The sequence below is a fragment of the Anabaena sp. CCY 9910 genome (assembly GCF_963920875.1).
GTDB lineage: Bacteria > Cyanobacteriota > Cyanobacteriia > Cyanobacteriales > Nostocaceae > Trichormus > Trichormus variabilis.
Genome location: NZ_CAWUDJ010000006.1, coordinates 44,191 through 70,722, shown reverse-complemented (window position 1 = coordinate 70,722; position 26,532 = coordinate 44,191). Strand labels below are relative to the sequence as shown.

Below are 26,532 nucleotides of genomic sequence, written 5' to 3'. Positions count from 1 at the left end.
GCTTGACGACACATTTATTTAAATCAGGTATGAATGTAAAATTAGGGTTCGGCTCTATCCCCAAGCCTCAGTATGTTTTTGTTAGTAAAGAACATGATCACTGTTGGTATACGCTTTCAGATGATACAAAGCCAATTCCCATTTATGACAAAGCTTTGACAGGCTTAATTACAGGAATTGAAATTGATAAAAAAGTCGAAACTTCTCATGGAGAAAAGGAAAAAACTGACTTACATATTTTGGCAGATAAGCCGTATGTTGTACGTTCGGGAAGCGAATCTTACTTTGCTAAAAGTTTGTTACTTTCACTTGATGTTTTGACCTGCGAGCAATTACGTCACCCTCTAACCATTGCTGTTAGTCCTGGGGATAAAACAATTGTATTTTGTACAATCTATAATCCACTAACTTACCGTGCTGTAGGTGTTAGCTGGGATGGACATAAAGAAACAGATTGGCAAGCTTTAGGGCATAAAGTTAGTCTAAAAATTAATAATATTCAAAATGTTAATCAAGATTTTACGTCATCTAAGCATCGTGAAGGTTTCATCGCTCAAACTGATACATATTTATCTCAATTAAATTGGAGTCCAGAGCAGGGCAGGGAATTTTTACAGCAAAAGTATGGCAAGCGATCGCGCTATCAACTTTCTGAAACAGAACTGCTAGATTTTATCGATTATCTCAAGTTACAATTAACCCATAGCTAACAGAATTGGCTATTGTTGAGATTCATACAGATTCATCAAGCTGTATATTTAGTGAGTGCGATCGCTTTACACAGAATTTAGGCGATCGCCACCAATATGACTTATTCTGTATGATCAGGACAAAGCAGTTTACTCTATATTTTTTGCCCTTGACTAGCCACTTCTAGCCAGCACTGAATCGCATCTTGTAGCATTTCTAATAGGTGTTCGTAGCTATCTCCCCAAGTGTGACATCCTGGTAAAGCTGGTACAGAACCACACCATACATCATCCTCTTGCCAGATAACTGCTTTAATTTTCATTACTGATAATTTTTACAAGACTGCGCTTCATTATTTTAGCTTTTATAGGAGTGCGATCGCTGATTCACTGCACTTTATTGAATATACAACCATAAAAGTAGTTTAAATGCTAAAAATACTTAAATTCTTGGTTTCCTAAAATTTTTTGCTACCTGAATGTTAGCAAGGTTGTTACTTAGGGATATATATGTATAAGGCATTGCCTTTATTTGATGATTTAATGCGTAGAACGAGACCCACTGACCACTAATCACAATCAGGAGTATTTAATGCCAATTCCATTTATCCTTGGTGCGATTGCTTTAGGCACTGCTGCTTACGGTGCTGTCAAAGGCACTGAAGGCGTTAGTAATATGAAAGAGGCAAATAATATTGGGAGCCGTTCTCAAAAGCTTCATGAGTCTGCTGTTAATCGATTAAAAACAGACTGGGAAGCTACTAATAAATTGGCTGAAGAGTATGGTCAACTTCAGTTCAATACCAAAATCAATACAATAGGTCGATTTGTTACTGTTATTGAGCAACTTGGTCAGCGTTCATCGCAGGATCTGAAATTTTTAGAAGGTTTGGACGGAATATCAGTTCAGCAGATAGAGCAATACAAAGCTGATGCGATAGAAGCAGAACAGTTCGTTAAAGGTGGTGTTCAAGCAGTTATTACGGGTGCTGCTGCTGGACAGGCTGCAACAAGTCTTGCTACTTCTGTAGGGGTGGCAAGCACAGGAGCAGCAATATCAGGACTTAGTGGAGCAGCAGCTTGGAATGCAACTTTAGCATGGCTGGGTGGTGGAGCATTGACAGCAGGTGGGGGTGGTATGTTTGTTGGAACTTTTGTACTAGGTGGCATTACAGTTGGGCCAGCTTTAGCCGTTAGTGGTTTTGTAATTGCTGGTAAAGGTGAGGAGGCTTTAACAAAGGCGCGTGAGTATGAGGCTAAAGTTAATACTGAAATTGCCAAACTTGAAGCAGCTAGGGATTTTTTGGGGAAAGTCAGGCGGCGAATTACTGAGTTAAGTAAATTGGTAGAAGAGTTAAATAGTCGCGCAGTATTCTATCTAGATGAGTTAGAGTCTCAACCATTTGATCGCAACAGAGATGCTAGTAAATTTCAACAAGTAGGGCTTTTAGTGAAAGCATTAGCCGAAATTATGAAAACTCCTGTTCTAGATAGTGAAGGGCAACTAAATCCTGTTACTGCGACTATCCAAGCTAAATATCGTACTCTTGGAGGCAATCAGTAATGCCAGCAAAGAAATTTACCACAGAAGTTTTTAAGGAATTTATAAATCCTGCTGAATGCTTACAGCAAATGGTAACAGCTTACACTGATTACCTAATAATTGCCCAAGAAGAACAGACCAAGCGACGAGAAATAGACGCTTGGGAAAGAGAAACGATTACCGAAATTAATGCCCAGCGAGAGTTGCTGATGGCTTATTTAGATCGCTCTTTTGATGAACGTGCAGAGAATTTTCGTTCATTATTTGCTGTCGTTGATAGTGCGATCGCATCCGGTAATAATGAACAACTAGCTCTTGCCCTAAATTCAATCACAGATATAGCTAAATCTAGCCCATTTAAAGACCTTGCAAATTTGGCTTCTGTTCGTGCTGCCCTAAATGATCCTAACCACGAATGGACATTTTAATTTTGTAAATCTATTAATTAAAACTTATTGCTATCGATTGTGTAGAGATGCAAATGTTTATATGTATCTCTACACTATTTTTTTAATCATCAAAAATCTTCATCATCAACGAAAAATTCTGCGTCTTCTTCTAAACGGGAGTTACTCGAACCGGAAAGACTCCAGAGGGGTTGTAGAATAGCCACACCAACAAATCCCACACCAGCACTAAACGCCAGCACTATACCAAATGGGATTTTAATTGATTGGAATGTTAAGAATTTTAACGATACTGGCTCGAAATTTTGGACAGAAAGAATGGCGATCGCCACTACCCAAACTGCTACAACTAAAGATGTGAAAAAAGGTGCCAAAGTTTTCATAAAACCACGAACCACAAGTACACGCAGATGAACGCCTGTGTTCATCTGCGGTTGAGATTCTTATCCTAACTTAGCGATCGCACTCTCCAACTCTTGCTCTAGTTTGCTGAGTTTTTCAGGAGAGTTGGTTTCTAGGTAAACACGTACCAAAGGTTCTGTACCAGAGGGACGCAATAACACCCAGCTACCTTCTTCTAAATACAGCTTAATCCCGTCCTTACGTCCGACTTCCTTAACTTTAATCCCGGCTATCTCGGAAGGAGGATTTTTTGTAAAGGAGTCGATGACGGCGACTTTATGGGCTTCTGTTAAGTGTAAGTCAAGACGGTTGTTATATAAGGGGCCATCAGCTTCGGCGATCGCTTCCTTCACCAGTTGACTCAGGGGCTTACCTTCATAGGCGATCGCTTCGGCAATCAGCATATCAGCTAAAACACCATCTTTTTCGGGAATATGCCCAATTATGCTTAAACCGCCTGATTCTTCACCACCAATCAGTACGGCGGTTTCCCGCATTTTTTCCCCAATGTATTTAAAACCTACGGCTGTCTCATAAATCGTCAAGCCGTATTTAGCGGCGAAATTATCTAGTAGGTGAGTTGTTGCCACAGTGCGGACAATAGCGCCTGTTTTACCTTTGTTTTTGATTAAATGACGCGCCAGGACTAACAGCACAGTATTGGGGGTGAGGACGTTACCTAACTCATCTACAATACCAAAGCGATCGCTGTCGCCATCTGTCGCTAGTCCCAAATCTGCATGATCTCGGCGGACAGCTTCGACTAATTCCACTAGCTGTTCTCCTTTTGGTTCAGGCATTCCCCCGCCAAATAGGACATCCCGCCAAGTGTGGAAACTTTCTAATTGAGTGCCACTTTCTAGCAATACTTCATCTAAATAGCCACGGGATGTAGAATATAACGCATCATACTTGACTTTAAGTTGGGCGCTTTTAATTTTTTCTACATCTAACAATGTGTAAATAAACTGGAGATAGTCTGGTTTGGGATCAAAAGTAGAAATTGACCCCGATGGCTTGCCACTTGGCAATTCATCCGATGCACTTTCAATATTTGCCACAATAGTATCAGTAATTTCTGGAGTGGCAGGCCCAGCATAATCAGGGATATATTTAATTCCACAATAAGGTGCTGGATTATGACTAGCCGTAAACATCAATGCCCCAGCCGAATTCAGGTGACGGGCATTATAGGCAATTACTGGTGTGGGGCAATCTCGATCAGTGATTTTGACATTCCAGCCCAAGTCAGCCAAGACTTGAGCTGCTGTCTGGGCAAACTGATCAGCTAAAAAACGAGTATCGTAGGCAATCAGAACTGGTCTATCTTTCGTGTAGGCTGTTTCCAGATAGCTGGCGATCGCTCTTGTCACTTTTCGCACATTGGGAAAAGTGAAATCATCGGCAATAATGCCTCTCCATCCATCAGTACCAAATTTTATCTTGCTGGAATTGCTACTAGCGCTCATGTTTGCTACTGTCCCCCATCTATTTGACCACTATAGGAAGCTTCCCGCAAAGCGTGCGTAGTCGCAAGCATCCTTCACCGTATTTTTTCTCACTGCTCTTGACCAATGTCAACCCCCGATCGACTTTTTGTTAGTTATCACCTCTGGTCTTTAGTTGCCCCTGCTGTGGGGCAAGAACGTTGGCATTGCCAGATGAGACGGGGGTTTATCAAGGCGCGTCAAAACGAACCACAAGTCAAAGCACTGCTAGGGAATGCTACTCCACCTCAGCGCATTGGGATACTAGCCCAAAAAGGTGTTTATGAGTTTCATCATAATCGACATTTGTTAACCCGTTCCGATGGAGTTGAACAAGTGGCACAGTTATTGAAACTAAGTAACTCCACAATGCAAGTTCAACAACGGGTGCTGCAAATTTTGAAAAAATACTACAATGCACCGTTATTATTAGGTAAAAAAATTCTGCAATTGACTCGTGGCGATGAAGGTTTTCCCAAGCCAATTTTAATTGAACAGAAAGATGATCGTTTTCGTTTATATGCAGCGATGGATTGTGTTTTTATCGAATCTGATAACCATCACACCCTGCATATTCTAGATTTTAAAACTGGTAAAGCAGCTTTTGATAAAAGACAAGCTTTCGTTTATTTATTAGCTGCTAATTACCTTTACCCAGGTAAAGAAGCTGTCGCCTCATTTTATAATTTAGAACTCTGCCAAGAATCAGAGTTAATTAGCCTTAAAAAAAATGAATTAGAAGATTTGAAAATTGAGTTAATAAATATAGCCAAAAAACACCAAGACGACGTACAAAAATATCAAGAAGAAACTAGAGACTTCAGCGAAATATTTCCACCCAATCCTGGTTATCACTGTCGTTTTTGTCCATTTCAATCCATTTGTGATTTTTCAGTTCAAGCGTCTCAAGTTCAATCATTACCAATCATTAAAACCAATAGCTGATAACGTTTCTCGATTAAAATGCACTTTATTCTGTACTGTAGAGACTTTGTATACAACGTCTCTGCATCATTTATTTGATGCAACTTCATAGAAAATTGATATTGATAAGGTGGGCATTGCCAACCCTACTAATTTTTATTAATAGTAATAAGTAATAGATAATTCACCTATTACCTATTACCTATTATCATTGAATTTTACATCTTACCGTGCTGCATTACTTCTTGCAGATGATGGCGAATTTCTTGTGCTTGCTCAATCTCAGACTGACGAAGTTTTTGGAATAAATCTACACAAGGTTGAGAGTTAGCAGCTTGTGCATCTTCTATGTAAGTTTCATAAGCTCTGACTGCTTCCGCCTTATTTTGCAGCACGGTGAGAAAGTCATACTCTAAGTTGCTAATAGGTTCTTGAGAATGTCCATTACCTGTAGTCATTGATTCACCCTCCGTAAGTTTATAATTAATTTCTACTTAACCGTACAGAGTCATTCATCCACCCAAAAGCGTAGAAAAAAGTACAGGGGTAATGGGTAATTGGTAATTGGTAATTGGTGAATTCACCTTAGTTCAGCTAAATTAGAGTAGTAGAACTTAGCAGTGCTTTTTCTAGTAGGGTTTTATATTCTTTATCTTGAATACGGTAAGCGCCAAATCTTTCTAGGTGGGGATTCATCATTTGCGCGTCAAACATGACAAATTCCCTTTGGCGTAATCTTTCTACTAATTTCACCATCGCTACTTTAGAGCCTTCGGGAATGCGGTAAAACATCGATTCACCTATAAAAGCACCGCCAATGACAATACCTAAAATCCCGCCTGCTAGTTCTTCACCTTGCCATGTTTCAAAACTGTAGGCGTAACCTGTCTGGTGTAGTAGCCAGTAAATTTCTTGCAATTCCTGAGAAATCCAAGTGCTTTCTCTGTTAGCACAACCAGCGACTACAGCTGCAAAATCGCGGTTAATTGCCACTGTAAACCTTTCTTGGTTTAAAACACGCTGTAAAGACTTAGGATAGCGAAATCGCTCATCTAAGGGAATCAAAGTGCGATCGCGGCTTCCATACCATCCCAGGCAATCACTGTCATCAGCCATGAGAAAATAGCCTTGAGCGTAGCCTTGAATAATAGAGGCGATATCATATTGCATAGATAAAACTACAAATAAAAAATATCAGAGGAACGCGCTCTGATGTTGTTACTCATAACTGGCGCTCCTCTGCACTCTCCATAATATTCCTCTGCGGTGAAAAACAGATGACACAACCGATACCACCTATCACCCTACCACCGGCCGCAAATCCTAACCTCGAAGGTCAATGGTTGCAAGAGTCTTTACTAAGCTGGCTCGATAGAGAATTTATTCCCGAAGCCGTCAATCAAAAGATTGCTCAACGTGCAGCACAAATCTTTGTTCGCCAAAGGATGGAAGGCGAGAATGACCTTGGTTCTCTGGTGATTGCTATTGTCACAGAGATGCAGGCCTTTGATTTTTCTAAAAGCTTTTATGGAGAGTTTGCGATCGCCAACGCCGTCAGCGATCTACTCTTAGAGAGTCTAGGTATAGACCATTGCTGTGGGCAATAAAGCCAGTCTATAGTCAAAAGTCTATAGTCAATAGTATGAAACTGTTGACTGTTGACCCTTACGGGTTCGATAGTTGCTTTCCGACGCAAGGCGACAGGAACGCACTATCTCACTGTTGACCGTTGACTACCAGCTAGACTTAACAACTCCGGGTAAAAGACCTTCGTGCGCCCATTCCCGCAGGACGTTCCGAGATAGCCCAAAGTCACGATAAACACCTCTAGGACGACCAGTTACCCAGCAACGGTTACGGCGACGATTAGGCGCACTGTTACGGGGTAGCTGTTGGATTTGTCGGTGAATTTCTAACTTCTCTAGAGGAGATTCTGTAGTTCTGAACTCGTCTAAGAGCGCTTCCCGCTTTGCAGAATACTTTTCTACCAACTTAGCGCGTTTTTTCTCGCGCTCAATCATACTCTTTTTTGCCATAAATTAATTCAACAATTTTGACAGCATTTTCCATTCTACATTTACTAAAGGCTAATCGCCTCTATTTATATATGAAATTATGGGTATGGGGGTATGGGAGTGTATGGATATTAGGTATTCAACCCTTACACCCCTACACCCCTACACCCCTACACCCTGCCACAGCGAAAACTCGAATTGAGTAAGCCCCATATTCATCTATCCCTTAGATGGGCATAAATCCGCCAATTCGCAAGCCTCGCATATAGGAGAACGGGCTTTACACACAGCACGACCGTGATAAATTAGCCGAATTGACCAATTTTCCCAATCGGGTTGGGGCAGTAATTTCATTAAATCTTGTTCAATGTGAACAGGGTCTGGATATTTAGTTAAACCCAGGCGTTGGCTGAGACGCTTCACATGGGTATCTACTGTCACCCCAGCATTGATACCATAGGCATGAGCTAAAACCACATTTGCCGTTTTTCTCGCCACACCAGGCAGTTTAAGCAACTGTTCCATTGTGTTGGGAACCACAGAGTTATACTCACTAACAATCATGCGACAGGCGGCTTGAATATTTTTGGCTTTATTGCGATAAAACCCTGTGGAACGTACCAAGTTTTCTAACTCTGTTAAATCCGCATTCGCTAGACTAGGCGCATCAGGAAAGCGGCTAAATAAAGCTGGTGTAACTAGATTGACTCGCTCATCCGTACACTGGGCTGAGAGAATAGTTGCCACCAGCAACTGTACTGTTGTGGTGTAATTTAAGGAGCAGGTGGCATCGGGATAAAGACGCTTCAGGCGAGAGAGAATTTCTAACGCCCGTTGCTTTTTAGAAGGTGATTTACGGGTAGTAGTACTCACTGGAACAATTTCTGCACCCACTCCAATTGGGTAGTTAACTGGGTGGTTTCTTTCACAATCAGAAAAATTCCTAGTCCTAAGAGTAATACTAGACCAGTCTGCATTACACCTTCTTGAATGCGGTTGGGTAAAGGCTTCCCTCGCAAACCTTCAATCAGTAAAAATGCTAGTTGTCCACCGTCCAAAGCAGGAAGCGGCAAAATATTGATGATTGCTAAGTTGATGCTAATTAAAGCAGCAAAGAAGAACAAACTAGCTGTATCGTTTTGAGCAATGTTAGCGCCAATTTCCACAATTTTGATGGGGCCTGCAACTTGACCGGCTGTTTCACCAAAATTAGTAATTAGTTGTCCAAAGCCTTTAAAAGTCATGATAACGATGCGTTGAAATTCGCTAGCGCCAACGCTGAAAGCTTTGTCCAGACTAACTGGCCGGCGTTCTACTTTGCCGTTAGGTGCCAGACCAATACCAATACTTCCCCCGGCTGGTTTTGCTTCGGGGATAACATTAACTGATAGCCTTTCGTCTCCACGGGCAACTTGGAGTTGAATAGACTTACCAGGGTTATTTTTAATGATGTCTCTTAAAGCTTCAATTTCCTGTAGGGAAGTGCCAAACTCTTTTTGATTAGCGGAGAGAATTACATCTCCTGGTTTCAGTCCAGCGTTGGTAGCAACAGCACTCACTTCTGGCGCTAACTGTTGGATGGAAACCCCTGGCTGACTGGCTTGTCCAATACCAACAAAGCCCACCTGGGCTACCAGCAGCATATAAGCAAAAATTAAATTAGCGATGACACCTGCACTGATAACGATCGCCCGATCTAAAATGGGACGGTTACGCAGCAAATTCGGGTCGTTGGGGGGAATATCGCTATCGGGGTCATCATCGGGAAAGCCGACAAATCCACCCAAGGGAAAAGCCCTGATAGCATACTCAGTTTCCGCACCTTGGTACTTCCACAAAACAGGCCCAAACCCTAACGAAAAGCGGTTCACATGAATACCTTGAGAACGCGCGGCGACAAAATGCCCCAACTCGTGTACCAAGATTAATACCGCCAAGACTGCGATCGCTGCTAAAACTGACATAAAGCAAATTAATCAAAATATTCCGATATATATTTTTATTGTAGTAGTTAGGTAACGGATGCAGAGACTCAAAGCATCCTACAGTAGGAAATTATGCCTAAGTTAGACTGAGCGCCCACTACTTCATCAAATGGGTATCAAGTTCAGGATACTGAGAGAACAAACTATCAACACTGGCTTACTTTGCTTGATATTCCAATGTAGTAGCAATAATCAGGCGGTCAAACGGATCTTTGTGAATAGGAGATAAATCTACAGCACGGCAGACAATTTCGGGAGTTAAGGTAAATAATGTAATATCTGCTGGCTGCAAAGCTTCCTGAAACCATTGATTAGCGGCACAGGGTAACTGTAGCCTTCCTCGCTGCTGTGCCAGTGCAATTTCATAACAAGAAATAACCGAAATGCCTACTTGTTCAGCCGTTTCGATAGCTTCTCTCCACTGAGTAGGAAATCTTTGAAATTCTTGATTAATCAACCAGAACCAAATATGAGTATCGAGGACTATTACTTCAGACATTCCCAGTCTTCTTCATCAACTATAGGACTGACAATATCCCCTAATGTTTTACCTTTGCCTGCAATAGATCCAGGGGCAGTGCGGCGTTTCTTTGATGGTAAAGTTTCTTCTATAAAGGTAACAATGACACGGGCAGTATTAACTTGAGGCTGTTCTGATATCCACTTTATTTGACCATTTTCATAAATCGCTTCGTAACTTTTTAACATGGCAATCAGGGTTTTATTAACCTTTGCGCTTTCTTAAATTATAGTTTAGGCGATCGCTTATATAGGGTTTCCTGTACAGATGACCAGTCTGATTCAGATGACAAAATTGCATTGCCACTTTTTCCTGCAATAACAATGGGTTTATGTGACTGATTCACGGAATCAATTAAATCCTGTAACTGTTTTTGAGCTTCGTTAATTGGAATCATCATCCGTCAACCTTACTATTAATCTCTACTATCTATTTTAAAATTTCATAATCTAATTATCAAAGCACATTTCAGTTACTTCGCGGATATTTTGTATAAATTCATACATTGTTTATCTTTGGCTTAATTTTTTTCACTCAAATGTGAAGATGCAGAGACTTGTTGGGTAGCGTTTTTAAAGTTGAGAAGGGTTGTGAGTTACTCTAGAAATATACTCTCCATTATAACTAAGAATTCTTAAAATAATTTGTATCAGTAAGTCATAATATTTCTTGAATAAATCTATCTTTTCACTTAACGTTAATAGGGTAATTCTACCTTGATGAAATAGTGGATTGCGAACTGAATCTCGCAAATTATCTTTCATCATTTCGCTGGGAATAAAACGGAGATACTTATTTAATTGATATAATTTCTTTTGAATATTGTCTCCGATATTATCTTGAGTTAATTCTTTATTCAATAAGTACTTGAATGTAATATACTCATAAGCCATGATCATTGTTGCCAGTTTAATATCAATATATTTCTGTTGGTTTATTTCTGCTAAAAATCCAATACAAGTATTGATGTCTATCTTTGGTTGCAAGACTTTGTAAATTTCATAACAATCATTAAATGCTTTTGGTATACCTCCATTAATACGAAAATTATCAATGATATAATTTCTGCCAAAAGGATTCTTAACTGTATTTTCTATGGAATACTGCATAACTTCATTATCCGCATAATATTCAATCAACGGAGTGAAGTTTAAATTTAGATTAAGAAAACTTAAAAACCAACTTATCGATATAATTTCTTCTTTAATAGCATCAATGTTTTCATATTTATTAATAGGAATGCTAACTTGAGAAAGAATTGCATTGTTTATTCTCTGAATATTAATTAGGTCAACAAGTTGCTTATTATTCTCCAGCATCTGAAAGCATAGTTCTTTCCCCTTAATCTTAACAAAGAATCCTCGCTCGCAATCAAGCGGAGAAAAGATGAAATTACTGAAATAAGCTTTTGCTAGAGTTAAATGCTTAGTTTCTTGCTCTTTTTTCTTTAAAAAAATGTAATCTGGAAGATAGAACGAAGTTAGTCTGTTAGGTAGTTCTCCTGTCTGAGCTAGAAAATGAAGATGGGTACATTCAATCTCCCATATTTCATCATTAGATATCCCAGAAAAAGACTGAATAGGAGATAAATTTGCAAAATTCTGAAGAGGTTCTTTTTCATGTAATACGAAAATGATGTTTCCAGAAGCATCTATACATAGCTCCCAAAAATACTTTGTATTTTGATCAGATTTGCCTTCACCACATTTATACGGTATTCTTGAGTATTGATAAATATCGCCTAGTCTATTTGCAAAGTAATCTTGTTTAAGCATCATCCGCATTTAATGATGGCTGGGAATTATAACTATATACCGTTGTAGTGTATCAATATCTCCATATAATCACTCTTAGAGAAGTGATTATATGGAGATTCTTCGTAAGAAATTATGCCAAATCTGAAAACTTGAGAGTGCTTTGTATCAGTTTTACAACACTTCTCTTCCCAAGAAAGGTTGCAACACTTCTGGTATCAAAATTGTGCCATCTGGTTGCTGATAATTCTCCAAAATAGCTGCCATAGTTCGCCCCACAGCCAAGCCAGAACCGTTGAGTGTATGGACAAACTGCGTACCTTTTTTACCGGCTTCCTTAAAGCGAATGTCGGCTCGCCGCGCTTGGAAATCAAAGCAATTAGAACAACTAGAAATTTCTCGATACTTGCCAGAAGATGGTAGCCATACTTCTAAATCATAGGTTTTCGTTGACCCAAAACCTAAATCACTTGTACAGAGATTGATCACCCGGTAAGGTAATTTTAAAGCTTGTAAAATTGCTTCGGCATTCCCCACCAATTTTTCTAATTCATCAAAAGAAGTGCTGGGATGAACGACTTTTACCAACTCTACTTTATTGAATTGATGCAGGCGAATTAAACCCCGCATATCTCGTCCATAACTTCCTGCTTCCCGACGAAAACAGGGAGTATAAGCACAGTGATAAATGGGTAAATTTTCCGCCGCCAGAATTTCACCCCGATAAAGGTTAGTAACAGGAACTTCTGCTGTGGGAATTAACCACAATTCATCATCAGCACACTTAAAGCTTTCTTCCGCAAACTTCGGTAATTGACCTGTTCCTGTTAAAGAATCGGTATTGACTAACAAGGGTGGACTAACTTCTACATAGCCAGCTGCGGTTTGCGTTTTCAGCATAAAGTTAATTAATGCCCTCTCCAACGCTGCACCAGCACCTATCAAGTTGACAAAGCGACTTTGGGCAACTTTGACAGCACGCTCAAAATTGAGAATACCCAGTTTTTCGCCGATTTCCCAATGTGGGATAATATTTGGGTTCTGGGGTAGATATTCATCACCCCAACGCCTTACCTCTACATTTTCTTCCTCACCTTTACCTATCGGTGTAGAGTCACTGGGTAAATTAGGGAGTGCGAGTATAAGTTGCTCAATTTCAGCCTTGAGTTCTTTTTCTCTTGGTTCTAGTTCACTCAATTGGGCTTTAATGGAGTTTCCCTCATCCCGCAAAGCTTGAATTTCTGGGTCTTGAGGATTAATACCCGACTTAATCTTCTGTCCGACAATTTTACCAATTTCATTACTCCGGGCTTGGATTTGACTGCGGGTCGCTTCCAACTCCCGTTGTTGCTTATCTAACTGTAATATAGGTTGAATGTCATAGGTACCACTGCGGCTATTCAACCGTTCCTGAATTAGTTGGGGATTTTCCCTTATTTGCTTAATATCCAGCACAAATTTTTCTCAATCTTTCGCCTAGTATCTTCTTGCCAACACATCAGCATATACCGATTTTGTCTTGCCATGACAGGAAAGGCAAATACAAAAATCTCGTTTAAGATTTGTTGATGCGATTGAGTAGCCACAATGAGCTAACCAGTCCAGCAAAGTGGGCTGAGACTGTATTGATGTTCGCCTGAACTACCAACATATCTAGACCACTAATGATGCGGGTAGGGTCAAATAATTGGGTAGTGACAGCTTGGGGAGATATTGACCTAGCTACTAGTGTACCCACGATCGCCTGCGCTCCCAACAATGTCACCAGAGTCCCGCCTAAATTTATCCACAGTCCTAAACGTAATACTTGCACTGTCTCCACTTTCCGAGGACGATTACTAGGGTTAGAGGATAGCAATTGATTCCCAATTCTGGTGTAACGGAAGGCTAAATAAATACCTCCACCCAGCACTACCAATCCACAAATCGCTAAAAACACCCCAAAGCCAGTGCCAGGATTATTATTAGGGCTACCTGCCCTTTGGCTAAAGATGCCAAACAATAGCACAATAATGCCAGAAATAACGCCTAGTACTAGCTGAATCCAGAAACTAATCCAGCCTGTCATACGGAACGTCTGGGCAATTGTCCGGAGATTAGAAGAAGATGATGGAGCATCGGGGTTTCGTGACATACTGCTTGCTCACCAACTGGCTAGTACAAAATGCAAATAAAACATCCACAATCTTGGCTGTGTGCTGCTTAAAATACTATCTTTATTTCTGCCATACTGTGCCAAAAATTTGTTAGTTTTTAAAATCACACGTGTTCCACCAGTAAACTATTGGTGTAAAAAAATGCTGCCTACGGAGGAAAAAAACACTATTTAAAAGTTATTTTTCTCATATTTCCTCACCCTGTTATTTTTAATATTTGCTTGTGGGTTTTTACTGTAATTAGCAAACCCAAAGGAGTAAACAATGCTGTGAACCGAGGGACTGTAAAGCCATCTGCATAAGCAGAAAATCCTCTATTTAGCCCCTAGCAGCTTTTTTATTCGTACTGGTGTAAGAGTTTGATAAACACAGATTTACCTTCAGCAATGCAATCATTACCAAATAAACTATTTATTAACTTTTACAGAGTTACAGACAAAACGGCATTTTACCTGTAAAATTTCTTCGATAGCATCTTACGTTTCAGCAGTTCTAAACCATCTCGGCATTACTTGACACCTAGATAGTGGCAAAACCACTGTCTAGGCACCTCCTCACAACACTAATTAGAGCTAGATAGAGGCGCAATTCTTTGCGTGACTCAAACTTTTGCTTGTGAACTTTACTGTTCACAGGGTAGTTCATCATTACTTGTTTACACTGGGTAAATTTTCTCCAGGTAGCGCTATATACTTACTTATTTGGAAGTAGCGCCCTATACTGATGAAAAACCCGTAGCTTCCACCGTAAGTGATACTTTTAGCCATCCACGAACTTATGAAAATTGAGGATATATATCAATTCTTTGAAAATCCTCCGCCGACTTACCTCTGCCAGGAAGTAGCAATTTGTTACATTCTGTATGTTTTACTACAAGGTGAATCCTACGGAACTGAATTAATTCAGCAACTAGAAACTGAACACCCTACCTATCGGCTCTCAGATACTGTACTTTATAGTGCCATCAAATTTCTGGAAGACAATAGGGCGATTACTGGGTATTGGAAGAAGTTGGAAGGGAGAGGTCGCCCCAGGCGAATGTACCAAGTTTCTCCAGAATGGCAACATCAAGCGGAAGATTTAGCCCGGCTTTGGCAAAATTACATTTATGTGAGGACAAATTAACCAATAATTAATAATGAATAAATCTCCTCCTGTTAAACATTAATAATTTAGTTATGGATACTGCTATTCTGCCATCAACGTTCTTACTCACCTTGTTACTGGCGGTTGGTTTGCTCTTCTTCATTCGGGCATCGACTAAAGACCGTACAGAAATGATGCAATTGATTTCCGAGCAAGAAGAAAGCGTTTTAATGCCGCAATTACAAGAGTATTTTCGCTCTCGGTCTTACCGAGTGGCAGAAGTAGACCATGAAAAAAACCAAGTGACTTTTGAAGGGTTCGTGAAACCCAGCATATTTTTAGCAGTGTTTCTCACGCTGCTAGCATCTGCTGGTCTAGTCTGTTTGTCTTTGGTTTTCGCTTTGTTGTTCCCTAGATTCGGTAATATTTTTCTGGGCTTGGTATTATTTGCGCCTTTGAGTGGCCTTTTTTATTGGAAAAAAGCAGGTAGGCTAGAAAAAGTTGTGCTGAAACTAGAATCTTTGGCTAATCAGCCGCAATTATTTAGTAAAATAACCGTTGTTGCTCATCGTGATGAACTACTTGAGCTACAAAAAGCACTACCTTTAAAGCCTAATGAATAATTAGTAGTTGAGTGTGTAGATGCAAACTGTATGTCTATTTTTTGGGAAATGGATATTTAAGAGAAAAAATCGGGAGAATCACTAGTACTAAATGACATAATCAAACACAAAGCACCATCAATCCTTCAAAATTTTGAATTGATATCACTCTATGTTTCGCCCTTTGCTTTTTACCTATCGCCTTTTGTACTAGTGTTCTTTTTCCCTACGACCGCAAATCGCAGGGAAAAGCGTGTATCTTGACAGAGTTTTCTGAAAAATCCACAGGAGGAGAGCAAAGTTCAACTCTCGCTTCTGGGTGTTTTCTGCTCTATCATGATTCTCTTCTGCATCATGAGACTAGCCAACCCAGGCAAACCAAATTAGTCTGATGAGGGTTAATTCTCCAATTACTTGGACTAGCTCTACTGGCAAGTTAGTGACAAACTTAAAAAAAATGGAAATTTTGCATAAACTGCACACTTTTGCCAGTTAAATGATTGTCAGAAGCTGTATTCAACACGTAAGATTATCATCTATGAATCAGCGACTGCCTACCGCCACTGGTTCTGCCCCTGCGGGAGATTCAAGTACCCGCAGGCTGGGAAACAAGAAATGATTTTCCTCGACGTATTGAGCGCCAAACAGCCCTTTCTCTGCCCAAAAATAACGGTCTGTAGTGTGTTCGTTTCGCTTTACGAGTAGCAACGCCGGTGGCAAGATACCTTCAGCTTGAATAAATTTTCTGGCTGCTGTCACGGGTTTCTCTTCACCGCTTTCGATGCTGTATTGAGGTACGTGTTCTAAAATACGTCGTCCTTCCTGGCGACGACGACTTTTTCTTTTACGTCTCCTTGCCAACCTATTTTCCTCCTCTTTCAAGCTATAGATTGTAGTGATAGCTACAAAATCCGTCGTAATTATATAAGTTCTAGTTCAAAAGATCAATAGTTTTTAAACTTTAGATACAACAAAGATATTACTATTGACGGTAGATAAATCAAAAGCTAATTGGTACATAACCCCTTGAGAAAAACCATTACTCGAAAGATTTAGTTAAGCTTTATTAAATAACTGAGGAAAATAAAGTATCTTCTCTTATCTTCCCTCAAAAACCGTGATCCTGAGCAAGAGCTGAAAAATGTTAATATCTGCCAGTTCAGATTTTGTGGCTCTATGTCGAGAGCAAATAGCACTACTTACCCAAGGGCTAGGAGCTTCTTTAAGTGTAGTTTATCTAACCCAAGAATTGATAGAGTCGCCAACAGGGGAGGCGAAACTGATTCCTGTGGTTGCTTATCCAGAGACAGCAGTTATACTGCCAGGAGAAGAGATTGCTGAGGTGAATGCACGTAAACAATTACAAGTGGGTGATATGCTGTTGCTACCTCAACAACAGGGGAAATTATTGGCTGTAGCGCCAGCCGAAGAAACGTCAGAGTCGGGGAGAGCGCCTACAGTAGGTGGAACGTCATCGCCTTTTGGTGATGATTATTTGTTAGATAAACGCCAAATAGTCTTACCTCTGGTGCATGAGGGTGTCATGATGGGATTATTGGTAACAAGTAGAGACGATCGCCCCTGGAACGAACAAGAGCAAAGCCAAGTGCAGAAAGTCGGACAAACACTGGCGATCGCTTGTATTTTGGATCAGCGTCGAGCATGGTTGCAACACCAATTGCATCAACAACAAATTCTGCAAGAACAACAGCAAGATTTACTCGATAATTTATTACATCAGTTTCGGAATCCCTTAACTGCTTTACGGACTTTTGGTAAACTTCTCCTGAAAAGATTGCGCCCTGGTGATCCAAATCGAGATGTGGGCGAGAATATTGTGAGAGAGAGCGATCGCCTCACAGAATTGCTACAAAAATTTGAGCAAGTCATTGATTGGACAGAGGCAGATTTATCTAGGCTAGTGTTACCAGAAAAAGAGGGATTTGTCGAAGCCACCGTCCAAAAAGAAGCCAAACCAGCGTTATTATTACCGGGAACAGGAGAGCAATTAACTGATTGTGCCGTAGTTGATTTATTAACACCATTACTCATGTCAGCCAAAGCGATCGCTCAAGACCGACATATCAAGTTGAAAGCAGATATTCCTCAAAATTTGCCATTAGTGAGGGTAAATATTAAAGCTTTGCAAGAAGTGTTGACTAATATCATTGATAATGCTTTAAAATACACACCCCAAGGTGGCAAGATTTATATTCAAGCCGGGCAAGAAAAACTGAATTTCCAAGGCATTGCTATTAGTGATAATGGCCCTGGTATTCCTCAAGAAGATTTAGCCCATTTAGGTGAAAGACATTACCGAGGCGTGCAAGCCCAAACAGAAATTCCTGGTACAGGCTTAGGATTGGCGATCGCTAAACAATTAATTGAGCAAATGCAGGGCGAAATTGAAATTTTCAGCCCGGCAATTAACTCCAAATTAACTTCACCTAATACACCAGGAACAACGTTTATTATTTGGTTACCGATGAGTCAAAGTAATTCGTAATTAATAAATTAGTGTTATTATTAATGACGAATTACAAGCAGGGGTTGACTATCTCAATGAAACCAGTAGGCTTTGGTTAATGGTCATTTGTAAATCGGTGTCTGGGTCGATAGCGATTAAGTCAACACTATTTCTGCCGAAAAACAAGCCTATTAATCCGCCAATCGCCGCACCGCCTAAAACTTCTTCGGTAGCGATCGCGCGATCGCCTGTGACAGCAGAGACGGCGGCGGCTGCACCTGCACCCAGGACGGTATTCTGAATAATTGTGCCTGTGCTAGCACCCTTTCTGACAGTTTCGGTTTTGTTAATGACTTCTGAAGTTGCATTCAGTTGATACTCTTGACCTGTAGTTAAAATGAGTTTTTGAGCCACGAATTGGGAACCGCCTTGAGCTGGCTTCAGTTCACCGACTACCTGGCTACCAGCCGGAATTACCACAGTACCTGCTTGAGTAACTACGTTTTGGTCTACGGTAAGTGTTAAAGGTGCAGTTTCATCCTTTGTTACGAGGATTTTCTCTGCCTTGTCGTACTTCACTGAAATCACAGTTCCTTGAGGAATGGTCGCAGAAGTAGGTGTTCTGGGAGTATTAGCTTGAGTAGCCACAATATAGGGCGAGGTGATTGCTGAGGCTTGATTAGAACTAACTAACGCTTGATAGATAAAAGCTGCTACTTGCGCCCTTGTAGCTGTTGCTGTGGGGTTTAAAAAGTTGACGTTGGGATAATTCACCACGATTTTCTGCTCAGTGGCGGCGGCTATGGGACTACGAGCATAGCCAGCAACGTTAACAGCGTCGTTAAAGTATTGCAGAGTACTTTCAACGTTACCACTGGGAATATATTCCAGACCGTTGGCGAGGGAAACCAAAACCTGCTGGCGGGGAATAGCTTGGTTAGGCTCAAAACGATTGCCGGGGTATCCTGAGAGGAAACCAATGGTATAGGCTTGCCGAATGGCGCTAGATGCCCAATAGTTGCTGGGGACATCAACAAAATTAATTGCTTGCCGTTCTGGTGCTTTTTGGAAAGCTTTATTGACCATCGCCGCAAATTGAGCGCGAGTTACTGGTTCTTCTGGACGGAATGAACCATCAGGGAAACCAGCAATAATGCCTCGTTGGGACAATTGTTGAATAAACTGTGCAGCCCAGTAGTTCGAGGAAACATCAGAAAAAGTAGTTTGAGCGAAAGATGGAGATGCCACTAAAAAAGGTGCGACAGTCCCTGCTGTGATGCTCAAAGCCATGAGTGCAGATGTGCCAGATTGCCAACGAGTTAAATTAAACATACAGTTTCTTAACCTACTCAATTATTTGTTTGTCTTGTTAATTAGTTAGACCGTATTAATAACTAAAAAGTTTCTGTTTTTCTGTATAAAAATAGATGAGTTCGTCACAAGTAAAAATAATCAAAATACCTATATCACAAGTATTAGATATTTAGGAATAGTGCTATTACTGGTAATTTATGATTAGCCAGTCTATATCTTCATTTATTGGACGGCTGATGTACCTGAAACATGAATTTTGGGAGCAAAAATTAAGCGATCGCCTACATATAATTAAAGGGGCGATCGCTAAAAGAGGAATGATGAAATTCACTATTCAATCTTCAGGAAACTAACTAGCGGAAAACATCCACTGTCAAGTTAGAACTCAGGGCTAGTCGCAAATCTTGTTGGGGTCTGACCACAAAGACTTCAGCTTCTTTCTTGCGTAGTAATACACTAGCTAAAGCGCCTGCTGCTGCACCACCTACAGGTTCCAAAATTTCAATTCGGCGATTACCTGTAATCAAAGAAATTGCTGTGGCAGCACCTGCACCAATAGCAGCATCAGTTAAGATTTTGCCAGAGTCATTTCTGCTAATTTTTTCTAGTCTAGTAACAGTTTGAGAATTGGCGCTGATTGACTGTCTATTACCAGAAGGAAATATTAATTCTCTGGCGACAAACCTTACACCTCTGACATTACTTTGATCGTTTCTGTCTTGGGAGAAATTACCGTTGAAATATACGGGTTCTAGTTGTCCCACAACTTCAGTTCCCGCAGGAATCAAAACGTTCCTGTTATTGTCGATAATATTGTTAGCTATTTTTAGAGTTAAAGATATAGTTTCTCCACGACTAACAACTACTTGCTCTTTATCGTAGGTAACAGGAAAAGTCACTCCAGCAGGAATAGAAACTCTCCGAGTTTGACCAATTAATTGGGCATTAGCAGCCGGTGCAAAGGCAATCATGGGGGCAACGGTTCCTGTTGTGACTGTTAATGCCATGAGTGCGGCAGCTCCAGATTTCCAGTGATTCAAGCGAGTCATAATAGTTTTGGGTTTCTGCGATTATGTATTTCTTGACGAGGTTTTACTGAGATTGTTTCTTACTCTGTTTAAACCGTTCTTTGGGCATATTCCCCAGGGATGCGGGGTTATTATTTTTGAATTTTGTGGGCTGAATTCATTTCCTCTCCGGCTTCCTTTTAATTCGAGTTGTTGCCAGCCAAGGTGGCAACAATTTTTAATAACTGGATTGGCTCAATTGGTTTGGATATATGAATTTGAAATCCGGCGGTTAGGGCAAGGAGGCGATCGCTTTGTCTGGTGTAAGCGGTAAGGGCGGCAGCTGGGACATTTCCCCCTTGTTCTGATGATAGCGCTCGAATTTGCCGAATTAGAGCGTAGCCATCTTCATTTGGCATTCCAATATCACTTAGTAGCACATCAGGCTTCACTAATTGCAACAGTTTTAAGGCTTCACTGGTGGAGGCTGCGGTTGTCACAATTGCTCCGTATTGTTCTAAGGCAGTTTTGAGAAATTCTCTAGTATCTGGTTCATCATCAACTGCTAAAATTTTTAGTCCTCTGATTTGGACTTTAGCATCCCAGGCTGTCTGTCGTTGAAGCAAGGGTTCTTCTGGGGTGACTGTGGAGTAACTTGGTAAGAGTGGTAGTTGGACTGTAAATGTCGCTCCTTGTCCTTCTCCTGGGCTAGCAACTGAAACTGTACCATTGTGAAGCTCAACGAGATTACGCACGATCGCCAGACCTAAACCCAGTCCCCCTTGATTTCTGGTTGTGGTAGCATCTGCTTGGCGGAAACGGTCAAATACATAAGGTAAAAACTCAGGACTAATGCCTTTACCTGTGTCAGTTACCTGAATCTGCACATTAGTCTCTACTTGTTCTAGGCAAATTTCTACCCGTCCGCCTTCAGGAGTAAACTTGACTGCATTGGAAAGTAAGTTCCAAATCACTTGCTGTAAACGTTCTGGGTCGGCAGAAACTAAACCAATATCAAAACTCAGGCGAGATATAATTTGGATTGATTTGGTATTGGCAATTGGGCGAACAGTATCTAGTGCTGCTTGAATTACAGGAATCAATTTCATGGGGCGCACAAGCAAGCGAATGTTACCGCGAATAATCCGCGAAATATCGAGTAAGTCTTCAATTAATTGAGTTTGGGCTTGAGCATTGCGCTCAATTGATTCTAAAGCTTGTTCAATCTTTTCTGGTGACAGTTTGCGGGTGCGGAGCAGGCGCGACCAACCTAAAATACCATTGAGGGGCGATCGCAATTCATGGGAAACTATCGCTAAAAATTCATCTTTCATACGACTGGCTCTTTCCAGTTCTATACGGGCTGCCCGTTCTCTTTCTAAAGCTTGCGCCCGCTCTTCAATTACCATTAATTCGCTTTGGCGTAATGCTTTTTCTGCTTGTATACGCTCTGTTACATCTAATACTAGTGACAGTACGGAGGTGACACTACCTGCTTCATTAGTAATGCTAGAGTTGTACCACTCGCAATAAATAACTCTAGAGTCTTTAGTATAGTTGCGATTGTATTGGATAATTTGCGCTTCTTGGCCACTGAGGAGGCGATTGCTCGCCTCTGCAACTGCTGTCATATCTTCCTCATAGACCATGTGCAAATCTTGAAAGTGTTTTCCGATTACTTCCTCTGTCCGCCAGCCAAAGATTTTTTCGGCAGTAGATGACCAACGGGTAACGCATAGGTGGCAATCCCATTGCACCACTGCCAAAGGAGTAGTATCTATGTGTAGATTTAACAGTTGTAGGGCATCTTGCAAAGCTAATTCAGATTGTTTACGCTCTGTGATTTCTTGGGTGATGGTCATTCCAGCAAAAATCTCACCATCATCGTTCCTCACAGGTAAAACATGGACTTCATAAACGCGGTGTCCATAGGGTGCTTCAAAACGAGAGCTGATCCCGGCAAATGCTTGGCGATAAGGTAACTCAACCTCAGAAGAAGTTTCTGGGGGGAGTGCTTCCCAAATAGTTTTACCTTCTATATCAGCTTTCGTAATTCCTACCACCCCTAACCCTAAGCCTGCTGCCAAGATGAAGCGCAAATTTTGGTCAAACAGGAAAACACCACCATTGGGAAGATTTTCTATAACTGTGTGCATTAAATTTTGATTACTTTGTAGGGCTGCTTGTGTTTGTTTAAAAGTTTTAATACCGTCGGTAAATTCTGGTAGCATGGATAACTCTTGCTGGTGAGTACACAGTTCGTCTTTTGTCTGCGGATGTTCAGTAACATCTCGCCGGGTTGCTGTGAGGATAAAAGCAATACCCGTCAAGATGATGGCAATTAGTTCTAGCCAAAAGGTGAGCGCGATCGCTAATTTAGATATGGGAAAGCAAGAAGAAATATAAGGCTCACCCTGGTATATAGCTATTGCCTGAGTAAAAATCAGCACTAGCCAAGCCAAAATTAACACAATTTGTCTTTTGTGGAGCAACATAGACTTGCCAGGGTAATAAAGAGAAATCTAACTTTGTTCTATGCTCAACTTCATAATGTATCAGTGTCTTCACAAGCCAGACTAGTCAATTTCAAAAAGCTTATTTTAGCGACTGACTAATGGCTGGTATCATCCCGTTTCACCAAAATTCTGATACATATTGGATATGTTGGAGGCATTTAGAGCTATACACTCCTACCGATGTATTTGTATCGTCCAAAAAATGAAATGGTGTCAGAGTTGTGAGAACGTTGATGATAAACATTCTTTTATTATTGCCGTACTTTTATTAATTGGGAAAAGAGAAAATAGCCTTTTAGTGATGGGACTTATATCTGAAAACTAAAAATCAAGGGTGCAGGGGTGTAGGGGTGTAGGGGTTTTAAATATTTACACCCCTACACCCTTACCCCCTTACACCCAGTCTCAACAGACAAACTGGGTGAGTAAGTCCTAACTGATTTCTCTTTTTCTCTGTGTATAAGGAAAATATTTTGCAAAATCAGAAAAACTTACTCAGAATAATGTTAATTTTCGTAAAATTACGGACTTTAAAACTAGAAACCTGATATTTACCTAGTTAAACTAACAAGAGTGCATCTGTACTGCTAGTTAATAAAATGTAGATGTGGCGCTATAGCCTCAATGATTCCAGTACAACTTGTCCTAAAAAATTTTCTGAGTTACCGTGATGCAACTTTAGATTTTCGTGGTTTGCATACGGCTTGTATTTGTGGTGCCAATGGAGCAGGTAAATCATCTCTCCTGGAAGCCATCACATGGGCGCTATGGGGTGAAAGTCGGGCGGCGGCTGAAGATGATGTGATCAATTCTGGTGAAAAAGAAGTTAGGGTTGATTTTACTTTTCAAAATAATCAGCAAAAATATCGCGTAATTCGCAGTAGAATTCGGGGTGCATCTGGAGTTTTGGAATTTCAAATCGAAACACCCTCTGGCTTCCGGGCAATTACTGGTAAAGGTGTCCGCGCCACCCAGGATTTGATTTTAGAACACATCAAGCTTGATTATGAGACTTTTATTAACTCTGCTTACCTACGTCAAGGACGAGCAGATGAATTCATGCTCAAGCGTCCCAGTGAACGCAAGGAAATTTTGGCGGAGTTGTTGAAACTAAACCAATATGATGAGTTAGAAGAACGAGCTAAAGATTCATCGCGTCAATTTAAAGTGAGGGCGGAAGAATTAGAACGTTCTTTGGAGTCAATTAAAACTCAGTTACAACAACGGGAGAACACCAAAGCCCAACGAGCAGAATTAGAAGCGGAAATTAACCAACTGCAACAGGTACAAGCCTTTGAGACGATTAAATTACAGAGTTTGCAGGTGATTCAACACCAGAGGCAAAATAGCGAACAGCAGTTAAATTTTATCAGGCAACAATACCAAAATCTCACACAAGATAGCGATCGCCTCCAACAAGAACAGTCAGCAGTCAAAACACAGTTAGCTGAGCTAGAAGCTATATTGCACCGGGAAGAGGAGATTCACAACGGTTACAGCCATTACCAAAGTCTGCAATCCCAAGAAGAAGCATTTGCTGTCAAGTTTGATGAACATACCCGCGCCACAGCCCTACGCCAACAAAAGCAACAACAGTTAACTAAACAAATCCACGAACTGGAAAGACAACTCCAACAAGTCCAAGGACAGTTGGAAGCTTTAAAGCAACAAGAACAAGAAATTCAGCACACCTTGAGTAAATCCGGGGAAATAGAAGCCGCCTTAGCCCAACTCGCCGCCGCCCGTCGCCATTTAGCGCACCTGGATGAACTGCAAATGCAGGTTTCCCCTTTGTTGCAACAGCGCCAACATCTACAAAGCCATTTAGACCGGGTTCATGCGGGGTTAGTCGCCAGGCTCGAACAACTACAAGCCACCGAGAATCAACTGCAACGAGCTTCCCAACGCCAACCCCAACTGCAACAAGCAGTGATGGAAGTAGCAATGCAAATTGATCAAATGGAGAAAGACCGGGTTTATTTGCAACGGGTGCAGGAAAAAGGACACGAAAGACGGAATTTTATAGAACGTCTGCAAGCCCAACAACGGGAATATGAAAGATTATTGGGAGAAATGGAGCAGAAATTGCAAATGCTCCGCACCCCCGACGCTATTTGTCCTTTGTGCGAACGCCCTTTAGATGAGCATCATTGGAACCGGGTAGTAGATAAAACTAAAGATGAGTATAAGGAAACCGAGGGGCAATTGTGGGTGTTTCGTGAGCAGATGGCAGTTTCCGATAGAGAAATTCAGGTATTACGGCAAGAATATCGGGAAATATCCCAGAAATTAAATGCTTACGACGCGTTACGGGAACAGCGAGGACAATTAGCCGCCCAACTGCAATCTACCAGCGATGCTGAACAACAATTACAACAATTGGCAGCCGAAAAGCAACACTTAGAGCGATCGCTCCAAGTTGGTGATTTTGCCCTTGATCAACAAGCTGAATTGCGGCAATTAGAACAATATCTGCAACAATTAAATTACAATGAGCAAGACCATGCCCTGGCTCGTAGTGAAGTAGAACGGTGGCGATGGGCAGAAATTAAACAAGGGCAAATCAAGGATGCTAGCAAACGTCTAGCGACATTAGCAGCCCGTAAACCAGAATTACAAGCCCAAATTACCCAACTACAAACCAGAATCCAGCAAGAGCAAACTGATTCGGAATGTGCTAAACAAATTGCAGCCCTTGAGGAGCAAATTACGGAAATTGGTTATAGTTCTGAGCAGCATAACAACCTACGTCTAGCTGTGCGTCAGTCCCAAGCTTGGCAGTTGCGTTACCAGCAGCTGTTATCAGCCCAGCAACAGTATCCCCAACTCCAAGGCAGATTGCAAGATTTGGCAGCCTCTAAACTTGCTAGATTGCAGGAACGCCAACAACTCGCCACCCAAATCGATAGCCTTGTGGAACAGTTAGCCCAAGCCGCTAACCCAAGGGAGCAAATTCAAGCTTTAGAACAACAGTTAGCCACAAGACGGCGACAATTAGACGAACAAATCACCCAGTTAGGACGTTTAGAACAGTTAGCCCATCAGTTAGCAACACTGCAAACTCAATATGAGGAGCAGCAGCAACAATACCAAACTTGCAAACAGCAATACCGGGTATATCAGGAATTAGCCCAAGCGTTTGGTAAAAATGGTATCCAAGCTTTGATGATTGAGAACGTGTTACCCCAACTGGAAGCCGAGACAAATCAACTTTTATCAAGGCTGAGTGCGAATCAACTGCACGTACAATTTATTACTCAAAGAGCAGGGAAGGGCAGTAAATCTACTAAGAAAAATGCCAAACTCATAGATACTTTAGATATTCTCATTGCCGATGCCAGAGGTACAAGAGCCTATGAAACCTACTCCGGCGGGGAAGCCTTTAGAATTAACTTTGCGATTCGTTTAGCCTTAGCAAAACTATTAGCCCAAAGAGCCGGAGCCGCATTGCAACTATTGATTGTAGACGAAGGTTTTGGTACACAAGATGCGGAAGGATGCGATCGCCTCATTGCTGCCATTAATGCGATCGCTAACGATTTCGCCTGCATCCTCACTGTTACCCATATGCCCCACCTCAAGGAGGCGTTTCAAGCCAGAATTGAGGTAGATAAGACTCAACAGGGGTCGAGGATTCGGTTGTTAACTTAAGTTATGG

Annotated in this window: 28 protein-coding genes; 10 read left to right on the top strand and 18 right to left on the bottom strand. The window is 41.2% G+C overall.

Going from position 1 to position 26,532, the window contains the following annotated elements; all coding sequences use genetic code 11:
* Positions 1-29: 29 nt before the first annotated feature.
* A complete protein-coding gene (locus tag ACM5QX_RS07270; protein WP_414753010.1) occupies positions 30-710 on the top strand; it encodes a hypothetical protein in 681 nt (226 codons plus the stop codon).
* A gap of 134 nt (positions 711-844) precedes the next feature.
* Here the strand turns inward: ACM5QX_RS07270 and ACM5QX_RS07265 are convergent, their stop codons facing one another.
* Positions 845-1,012: a type II toxin-antitoxin system HicB family antitoxin gene (locus tag ACM5QX_RS07265; RefSeq protein WP_414753008.1), complete on the bottom strand. Its 168-nt coding sequence runs from the start codon at positions 1,010-1,012 to the stop codon at positions 845-847.
* Positions 1,013-1,281: 269 nt separating this feature from the next.
* Between ACM5QX_RS07265 and ACM5QX_RS07260 the strand changes: the two genes are divergently transcribed.
* Both ACM5QX_RS07260 and ACM5QX_RS07255 read left to right on the top strand, forming a co-directional pair.
* Positions 1,282-2,253, top strand: a complete 972-nt coding sequence (locus ACM5QX_RS07260) for a hypothetical protein (RefSeq protein WP_414753007.1) — start codon at positions 1,282-1,284, stop codon at positions 2,251-2,253.
* Positions 2,253-2,660, top strand: coding sequence for a hypothetical protein (locus tag ACM5QX_RS07255; RefSeq protein WP_414753005.1), 408 nt, complete (start codon positions 2,253-2,255; stop codon positions 2,658-2,660). The genes ACM5QX_RS07260 and ACM5QX_RS07255 overlap by 1 nt, the downstream gene beginning before the upstream one ends.
* Before the next feature lie 89 nt (positions 2,661-2,749).
* On the opposite strand, the gene ACM5QX_RS07250 is transcribed toward ACM5QX_RS07255, so the two are convergent.
* Both ACM5QX_RS07250 and ACM5QX_RS07245 read right to left on the bottom strand, forming a co-directional pair.
* On the bottom strand, positions 2,750-3,022 hold the full coding sequence (locus ACM5QX_RS07250) for a LapA family protein (protein ID WP_414753097.1): 273 nt from the start codon (positions 3,020-3,022) through the stop codon (positions 2,750-2,752).
* A 60-nt stretch (positions 3,023-3,082) separates the two neighbouring features.
* Positions 3,083-4,510 (bottom strand): phosphoglucomutase/phosphomannomutase family protein, encoded by a 1,428-nt coding sequence (locus tag ACM5QX_RS07245; protein WP_414753004.1) that lies wholly within the window; start codon positions 4,508-4,510, stop codon positions 3,083-3,085.
* 105 nt (positions 4,511-4,615) lie between these two features.
* On the opposite strand from ACM5QX_RS07245, the gene ACM5QX_RS07240 reads away from it, so the two are divergent.
* Complete coding sequence (locus ACM5QX_RS07240) at positions 4,616-5,473, top strand: PD-(D/E)XK nuclease family protein (RefSeq protein ID WP_414753003.1); 858 nt, start codon at positions 4,616-4,618, stop codon at positions 5,471-5,473.
* A gap of 197 nt (positions 5,474-5,670) precedes the next feature.
* Here ACM5QX_RS07240 and ACM5QX_RS07235 read toward each other — a convergent pair whose 3' ends face one another.
* Together ACM5QX_RS07235 and aat are read right to left on the bottom strand one after the other, a co-directional pair.
* Positions 5,671-5,910, bottom strand: a complete 240-nt coding sequence (locus ACM5QX_RS07235; protein ID WP_044522014.1) for a hypothetical protein — start codon at positions 5,908-5,910, stop codon at positions 5,671-5,673.
* Positions 5,911-6,046: 136 nt separating this feature from the next.
* Positions 6,047-6,622, bottom strand: a complete 576-nt coding sequence (gene aat, locus ACM5QX_RS07230; protein ID WP_414753002.1) for a leucyl/phenylalanyl-tRNA--protein transferase — start codon at positions 6,620-6,622, stop codon at positions 6,047-6,049.
* A gap of 107 nt (positions 6,623-6,729) precedes the next feature.
* On the opposite strand from aat, the gene ACM5QX_RS07225 reads away from it, so the two are divergent.
* Entirely contained in the window at positions 6,730-7,059 is a 330-nt protein-coding gene (locus tag ACM5QX_RS07225) for a hypothetical protein (RefSeq protein ID WP_011318537.1), read from the top strand.
* 126 nt (positions 7,060-7,185) lie between these two features.
* On the opposite strand, the gene rpsN is transcribed toward ACM5QX_RS07225, so the two are convergent.
* The 9 genes from rpsN to ACM5QX_RS07180 form a co-directional block, all read right to left on the bottom strand.
* Positions 7,186-7,488 (bottom strand): 30S ribosomal protein S14, encoded by a 303-nt coding sequence (gene rpsN, locus ACM5QX_RS07220; RefSeq protein WP_190567578.1) that lies wholly within the window; start codon positions 7,486-7,488, stop codon positions 7,186-7,188.
* Between the two features lie 198 nt (positions 7,489-7,686).
* Positions 7,687-8,340: an endonuclease III gene (gene nth, locus ACM5QX_RS07215; RefSeq protein ID WP_414753001.1), complete on the bottom strand. Its 654-nt coding sequence runs from the start codon at positions 8,338-8,340 to the stop codon at positions 7,687-7,689.
* A complete protein-coding gene (rseP, locus tag ACM5QX_RS07210; protein WP_414753000.1) occupies positions 8,337-9,431 on the bottom strand; it encodes an RIP metalloprotease RseP in 1,095 nt (364 codons plus the stop codon). Before rseP ends, nth begins: the two co-directional genes overlap by 4 nt.
* Before the next feature lie 178 nt (positions 9,432-9,609).
* A complete protein-coding gene (locus ACM5QX_RS07205) occupies positions 9,610-9,951 on the bottom strand; it encodes a type II toxin-antitoxin system VapC family toxin (protein WP_414752999.1) in 342 nt (113 codons plus the stop codon).
* Complete coding sequence (locus ACM5QX_RS07200) at positions 9,939-10,160, bottom strand: hypothetical protein (protein ID WP_414752998.1); 222 nt, start codon at positions 10,158-10,160, stop codon at positions 9,939-9,941. Before ACM5QX_RS07200 ends, ACM5QX_RS07205 begins: the two co-directional genes overlap by 13 nt.
* A gap of 38 nt (positions 10,161-10,198) precedes the next feature.
* The gene (locus ACM5QX_RS07195; protein ID WP_414752997.1) at positions 10,199-10,372 is read right to left on the bottom strand and encodes a type II toxin-antitoxin system Phd/YefM family antitoxin; all 174 of its coding nucleotides are present in this window, start codon (positions 10,370-10,372) and stop codon (positions 10,199-10,201) included.
* A gap of 172 nt (positions 10,373-10,544) precedes the next feature.
* Positions 10,545-11,750, bottom strand: coding sequence for a hypothetical protein (locus tag ACM5QX_RS07190; protein ID WP_414752996.1), 1,206 nt, complete (start codon positions 11,748-11,750; stop codon positions 10,545-10,547).
* A 150-nt stretch (positions 11,751-11,900) separates the two neighbouring features.
* A complete protein-coding gene (serS, locus tag ACM5QX_RS07185; RefSeq protein WP_414752995.1) occupies positions 11,901-13,181 on the bottom strand; it encodes a serine--tRNA ligase in 1,281 nt (426 codons plus the stop codon).
* Positions 13,182-13,281: 100 nt separating this feature from the next.
* Complete coding sequence (locus ACM5QX_RS07180; protein WP_011318527.1) at positions 13,282-13,860, bottom strand: DUF3611 family protein; 579 nt, start codon at positions 13,858-13,860, stop codon at positions 13,282-13,284.
* A 799-nt stretch (positions 13,861-14,659) separates the two neighbouring features.
* Here ACM5QX_RS07180 and ACM5QX_RS07175 point away from each other — a divergent pair.
* Positions 14,660-15,007 carry a PadR family transcriptional regulator gene (locus ACM5QX_RS07175; RefSeq protein ID WP_010998120.1) on the top strand — a complete coding sequence of 116 codons (348 nt, stop codon included), beginning with the start codon at positions 14,660-14,662 and terminating at the stop codon, positions 15,005-15,007.
* A gap of 53 nt (positions 15,008-15,060) precedes the next feature.
* Positions 15,061-15,591, top strand: coding sequence for a cofactor assembly of complex C subunit B (locus ACM5QX_RS07170; RefSeq protein WP_011318526.1), 531 nt, complete (start codon positions 15,061-15,063; stop codon positions 15,589-15,591).
* Positions 15,592-16,113: 522 nt separating this feature from the next.
* Here the strand turns inward: ACM5QX_RS07170 and ACM5QX_RS07165 are convergent.
* Positions 16,114-16,431, bottom strand: coding sequence for a DUF3155 domain-containing protein (locus ACM5QX_RS07165; RefSeq protein ID WP_011318525.1), 318 nt, complete (start codon positions 16,429-16,431; stop codon positions 16,114-16,116).
* A 280-nt stretch (positions 16,432-16,711) separates the two neighbouring features.
* Between ACM5QX_RS07165 and ACM5QX_RS07160 the strand changes: the two genes are divergently transcribed.
* Positions 16,712-18,076 (top strand): ATP-binding protein, encoded by a 1,365-nt coding sequence (locus tag ACM5QX_RS07160; RefSeq protein ID WP_414752994.1) that lies wholly within the window; start codon positions 16,712-16,714, stop codon positions 18,074-18,076.
* Positions 18,077-18,124: 48 nt separating this feature from the next.
* Here ACM5QX_RS07160 and ACM5QX_RS07155 read toward each other — a convergent pair whose 3' ends face one another.
* Complete coding sequence (locus ACM5QX_RS07155; RefSeq protein ID WP_414752993.1) at positions 18,125-19,369, bottom strand: S-layer homology domain-containing protein; 1,245 nt, start codon at positions 19,367-19,369, stop codon at positions 18,125-18,127.
* A 179-nt stretch (positions 19,370-19,548) separates the two neighbouring features.
* Between ACM5QX_RS07155 and ACM5QX_RS07150 the strand changes: the two genes are divergently transcribed.
* On the top strand, positions 19,549-19,704 hold the full coding sequence (locus tag ACM5QX_RS07150) for a hypothetical protein (protein ID WP_414752992.1): 156 nt from the start codon (positions 19,549-19,551) through the stop codon (positions 19,702-19,704).
* On the opposite strand, the gene ACM5QX_RS07145 is transcribed toward ACM5QX_RS07150, so the two are convergent.
* A complete protein-coding gene (locus ACM5QX_RS07145; RefSeq protein ID WP_414752991.1) occupies positions 19,705-20,400 on the bottom strand; it encodes a conjugal transfer protein TrbI in 696 nt (231 codons plus the stop codon).
* A 158-nt stretch (positions 20,401-20,558) separates the two neighbouring features.
* The gene (locus tag ACM5QX_RS07140) at positions 20,559-22,853 is read right to left on the bottom strand and encodes an ATP-binding protein (protein WP_414752990.1); all 2,295 of its coding nucleotides are present in this window, start codon (positions 22,851-22,853) and stop codon (positions 20,559-20,561) included.
* A gap of 645 nt (positions 22,854-23,498) precedes the next feature.
* On the opposite strand from ACM5QX_RS07140, the gene sbcC reads away from it, so the two are divergent.
* Positions 23,499-26,525, top strand: coding sequence for an exonuclease subunit SbcC (sbcC, locus tag ACM5QX_RS07135; protein ID WP_414752989.1), 3,027 nt, complete (start codon positions 23,499-23,501; stop codon positions 26,523-26,525).
* Positions 26,526-26,532: the final 7 nt, after the last annotated feature.

Excerpts from the sequence above, each read along its gene's own strand:
- ACM5QX_RS07150 (WP_414752992.1), top strand. The coding sequence starts at position 19,549 with ATGATTAGCCAGTCTATATCTTCATTTATTGGACGGCTGATGTACCTG.
- ACM5QX_RS07270 (WP_414753010.1), top strand. The coding sequence starts at position 30 with ATGAATGTAAAATTAGGGTTCGGCTCTATCCCCAAGCCTCAGTATGTT.
- ACM5QX_RS07245 (WP_414753004.1), bottom strand. The coding sequence starts at position 4,510 with ATGAGCGCTAGTAGCAATTCCAGCAAGATAAAATTTGGTACTGATGGA.
- ACM5QX_RS07250 (WP_414753097.1), bottom strand. The coding sequence starts at position 3,022 with ATGAAAACTTTGGCACCTTTTTTCACATCTTTAGTTGTAGCAGTTTGG.
- ACM5QX_RS07145 (WP_414752991.1), bottom strand. The coding sequence starts at position 20,400 with ATGACTCGCTTGAATCACTGGAAATCTGGAGCTGCCGCACTCATGGCA.
- ACM5QX_RS07160 (WP_414752994.1), top strand. The coding sequence starts at position 16,712 with ATGTTAATATCTGCCAGTTCAGATTTTGTGGCTCTATGTCGAGAGCAA.
- ACM5QX_RS07170 (WP_011318526.1), top strand. The coding sequence starts at position 15,061 with ATGGATACTGCTATTCTGCCATCAACGTTCTTACTCACCTTGTTACTG.
- rseP (WP_414753000.1), bottom strand. The coding sequence starts at position 9,431 with ATGTCAGTTTTAGCAGCGATCGCAGTCTTGGCGGTATTAATCTTGGTA.
- ACM5QX_RS07235 (WP_044522014.1), bottom strand. The coding sequence starts at position 5,910 with ATGACTACAGGTAATGGACATTCTCAAGAACCTATTAGCAACTTAGAG.
- ACM5QX_RS07200 (WP_414752998.1), bottom strand. The coding sequence starts at position 10,160 with ATGTTAAAAAGTTACGAAGCGATTTATGAAAATGGTCAAATAAAGTGG.
- sbcC (WP_414752989.1), top strand. The coding sequence starts at position 23,499 with ATGATTCCAGTACAACTTGTCCTAAAAAATTTTCTGAGTTACCGTGAT.
- ACM5QX_RS07225 (WP_011318537.1), top strand. The coding sequence starts at position 6,730 with ATGACACAACCGATACCACCTATCACCCTACCACCGGCCGCAAATCCT.
- ACM5QX_RS07240 (WP_414753003.1), top strand. The coding sequence starts at position 4,616 with ATGTCAACCCCCGATCGACTTTTTGTTAGTTATCACCTCTGGTCTTTA.
- ACM5QX_RS07140 (WP_414752990.1), bottom strand. The coding sequence starts at position 22,853 with ATGTTGCTCCACAAAAGACAAATTGTGTTAATTTTGGCTTGGCTAGTG.
- ACM5QX_RS07180 (WP_011318527.1), bottom strand. The coding sequence starts at position 13,860 with ATGTCACGAAACCCCGATGCTCCATCATCTTCTTCTAATCTCCGGACA.
- ACM5QX_RS07175 (WP_010998120.1), top strand. The coding sequence starts at position 14,660 with ATGAAAATTGAGGATATATATCAATTCTTTGAAAATCCTCCGCCGACT.
- ACM5QX_RS07205 (WP_414752999.1), bottom strand. The coding sequence starts at position 9,951 with ATGTCTGAAGTAATAGTCCTCGATACTCATATTTGGTTCTGGTTGATT.
- rpsN (WP_190567578.1), bottom strand. The coding sequence starts at position 7,488 with ATGGCAAAAAAGAGTATGATTGAGCGCGAGAAAAAACGCGCTAAGTTG.
- ACM5QX_RS07260 (WP_414753007.1), top strand. The coding sequence starts at position 1,282 with ATGCCAATTCCATTTATCCTTGGTGCGATTGCTTTAGGCACTGCTGCT.
- ACM5QX_RS07155 (WP_414752993.1), bottom strand. The coding sequence starts at position 19,369 with ATGTTTAATTTAACTCGTTGGCAATCTGGCACATCTGCACTCATGGCT.
- ACM5QX_RS07255 (WP_414753005.1), top strand. The coding sequence starts at position 2,253 with ATGCCAGCAAAGAAATTTACCACAGAAGTTTTTAAGGAATTTATAAAT.
- ACM5QX_RS07265 (WP_414753008.1), bottom strand. The coding sequence starts at position 1,012 with ATGAAAATTAAAGCAGTTATCTGGCAAGAGGATGATGTATGGTGTGGT.
- aat (WP_414753002.1), bottom strand. The coding sequence starts at position 6,622 with ATGCAATATGATATCGCCTCTATTATTCAAGGCTACGCTCAAGGCTAT.
- ACM5QX_RS07195 (WP_414752997.1), bottom strand. The coding sequence starts at position 10,372 with ATGATGATTCCAATTAACGAAGCTCAAAAACAGTTACAGGATTTAATT.
- ACM5QX_RS07190 (WP_414752996.1), bottom strand. The coding sequence starts at position 11,750 with ATGATGCTTAAACAAGATTACTTTGCAAATAGACTAGGCGATATTTAT.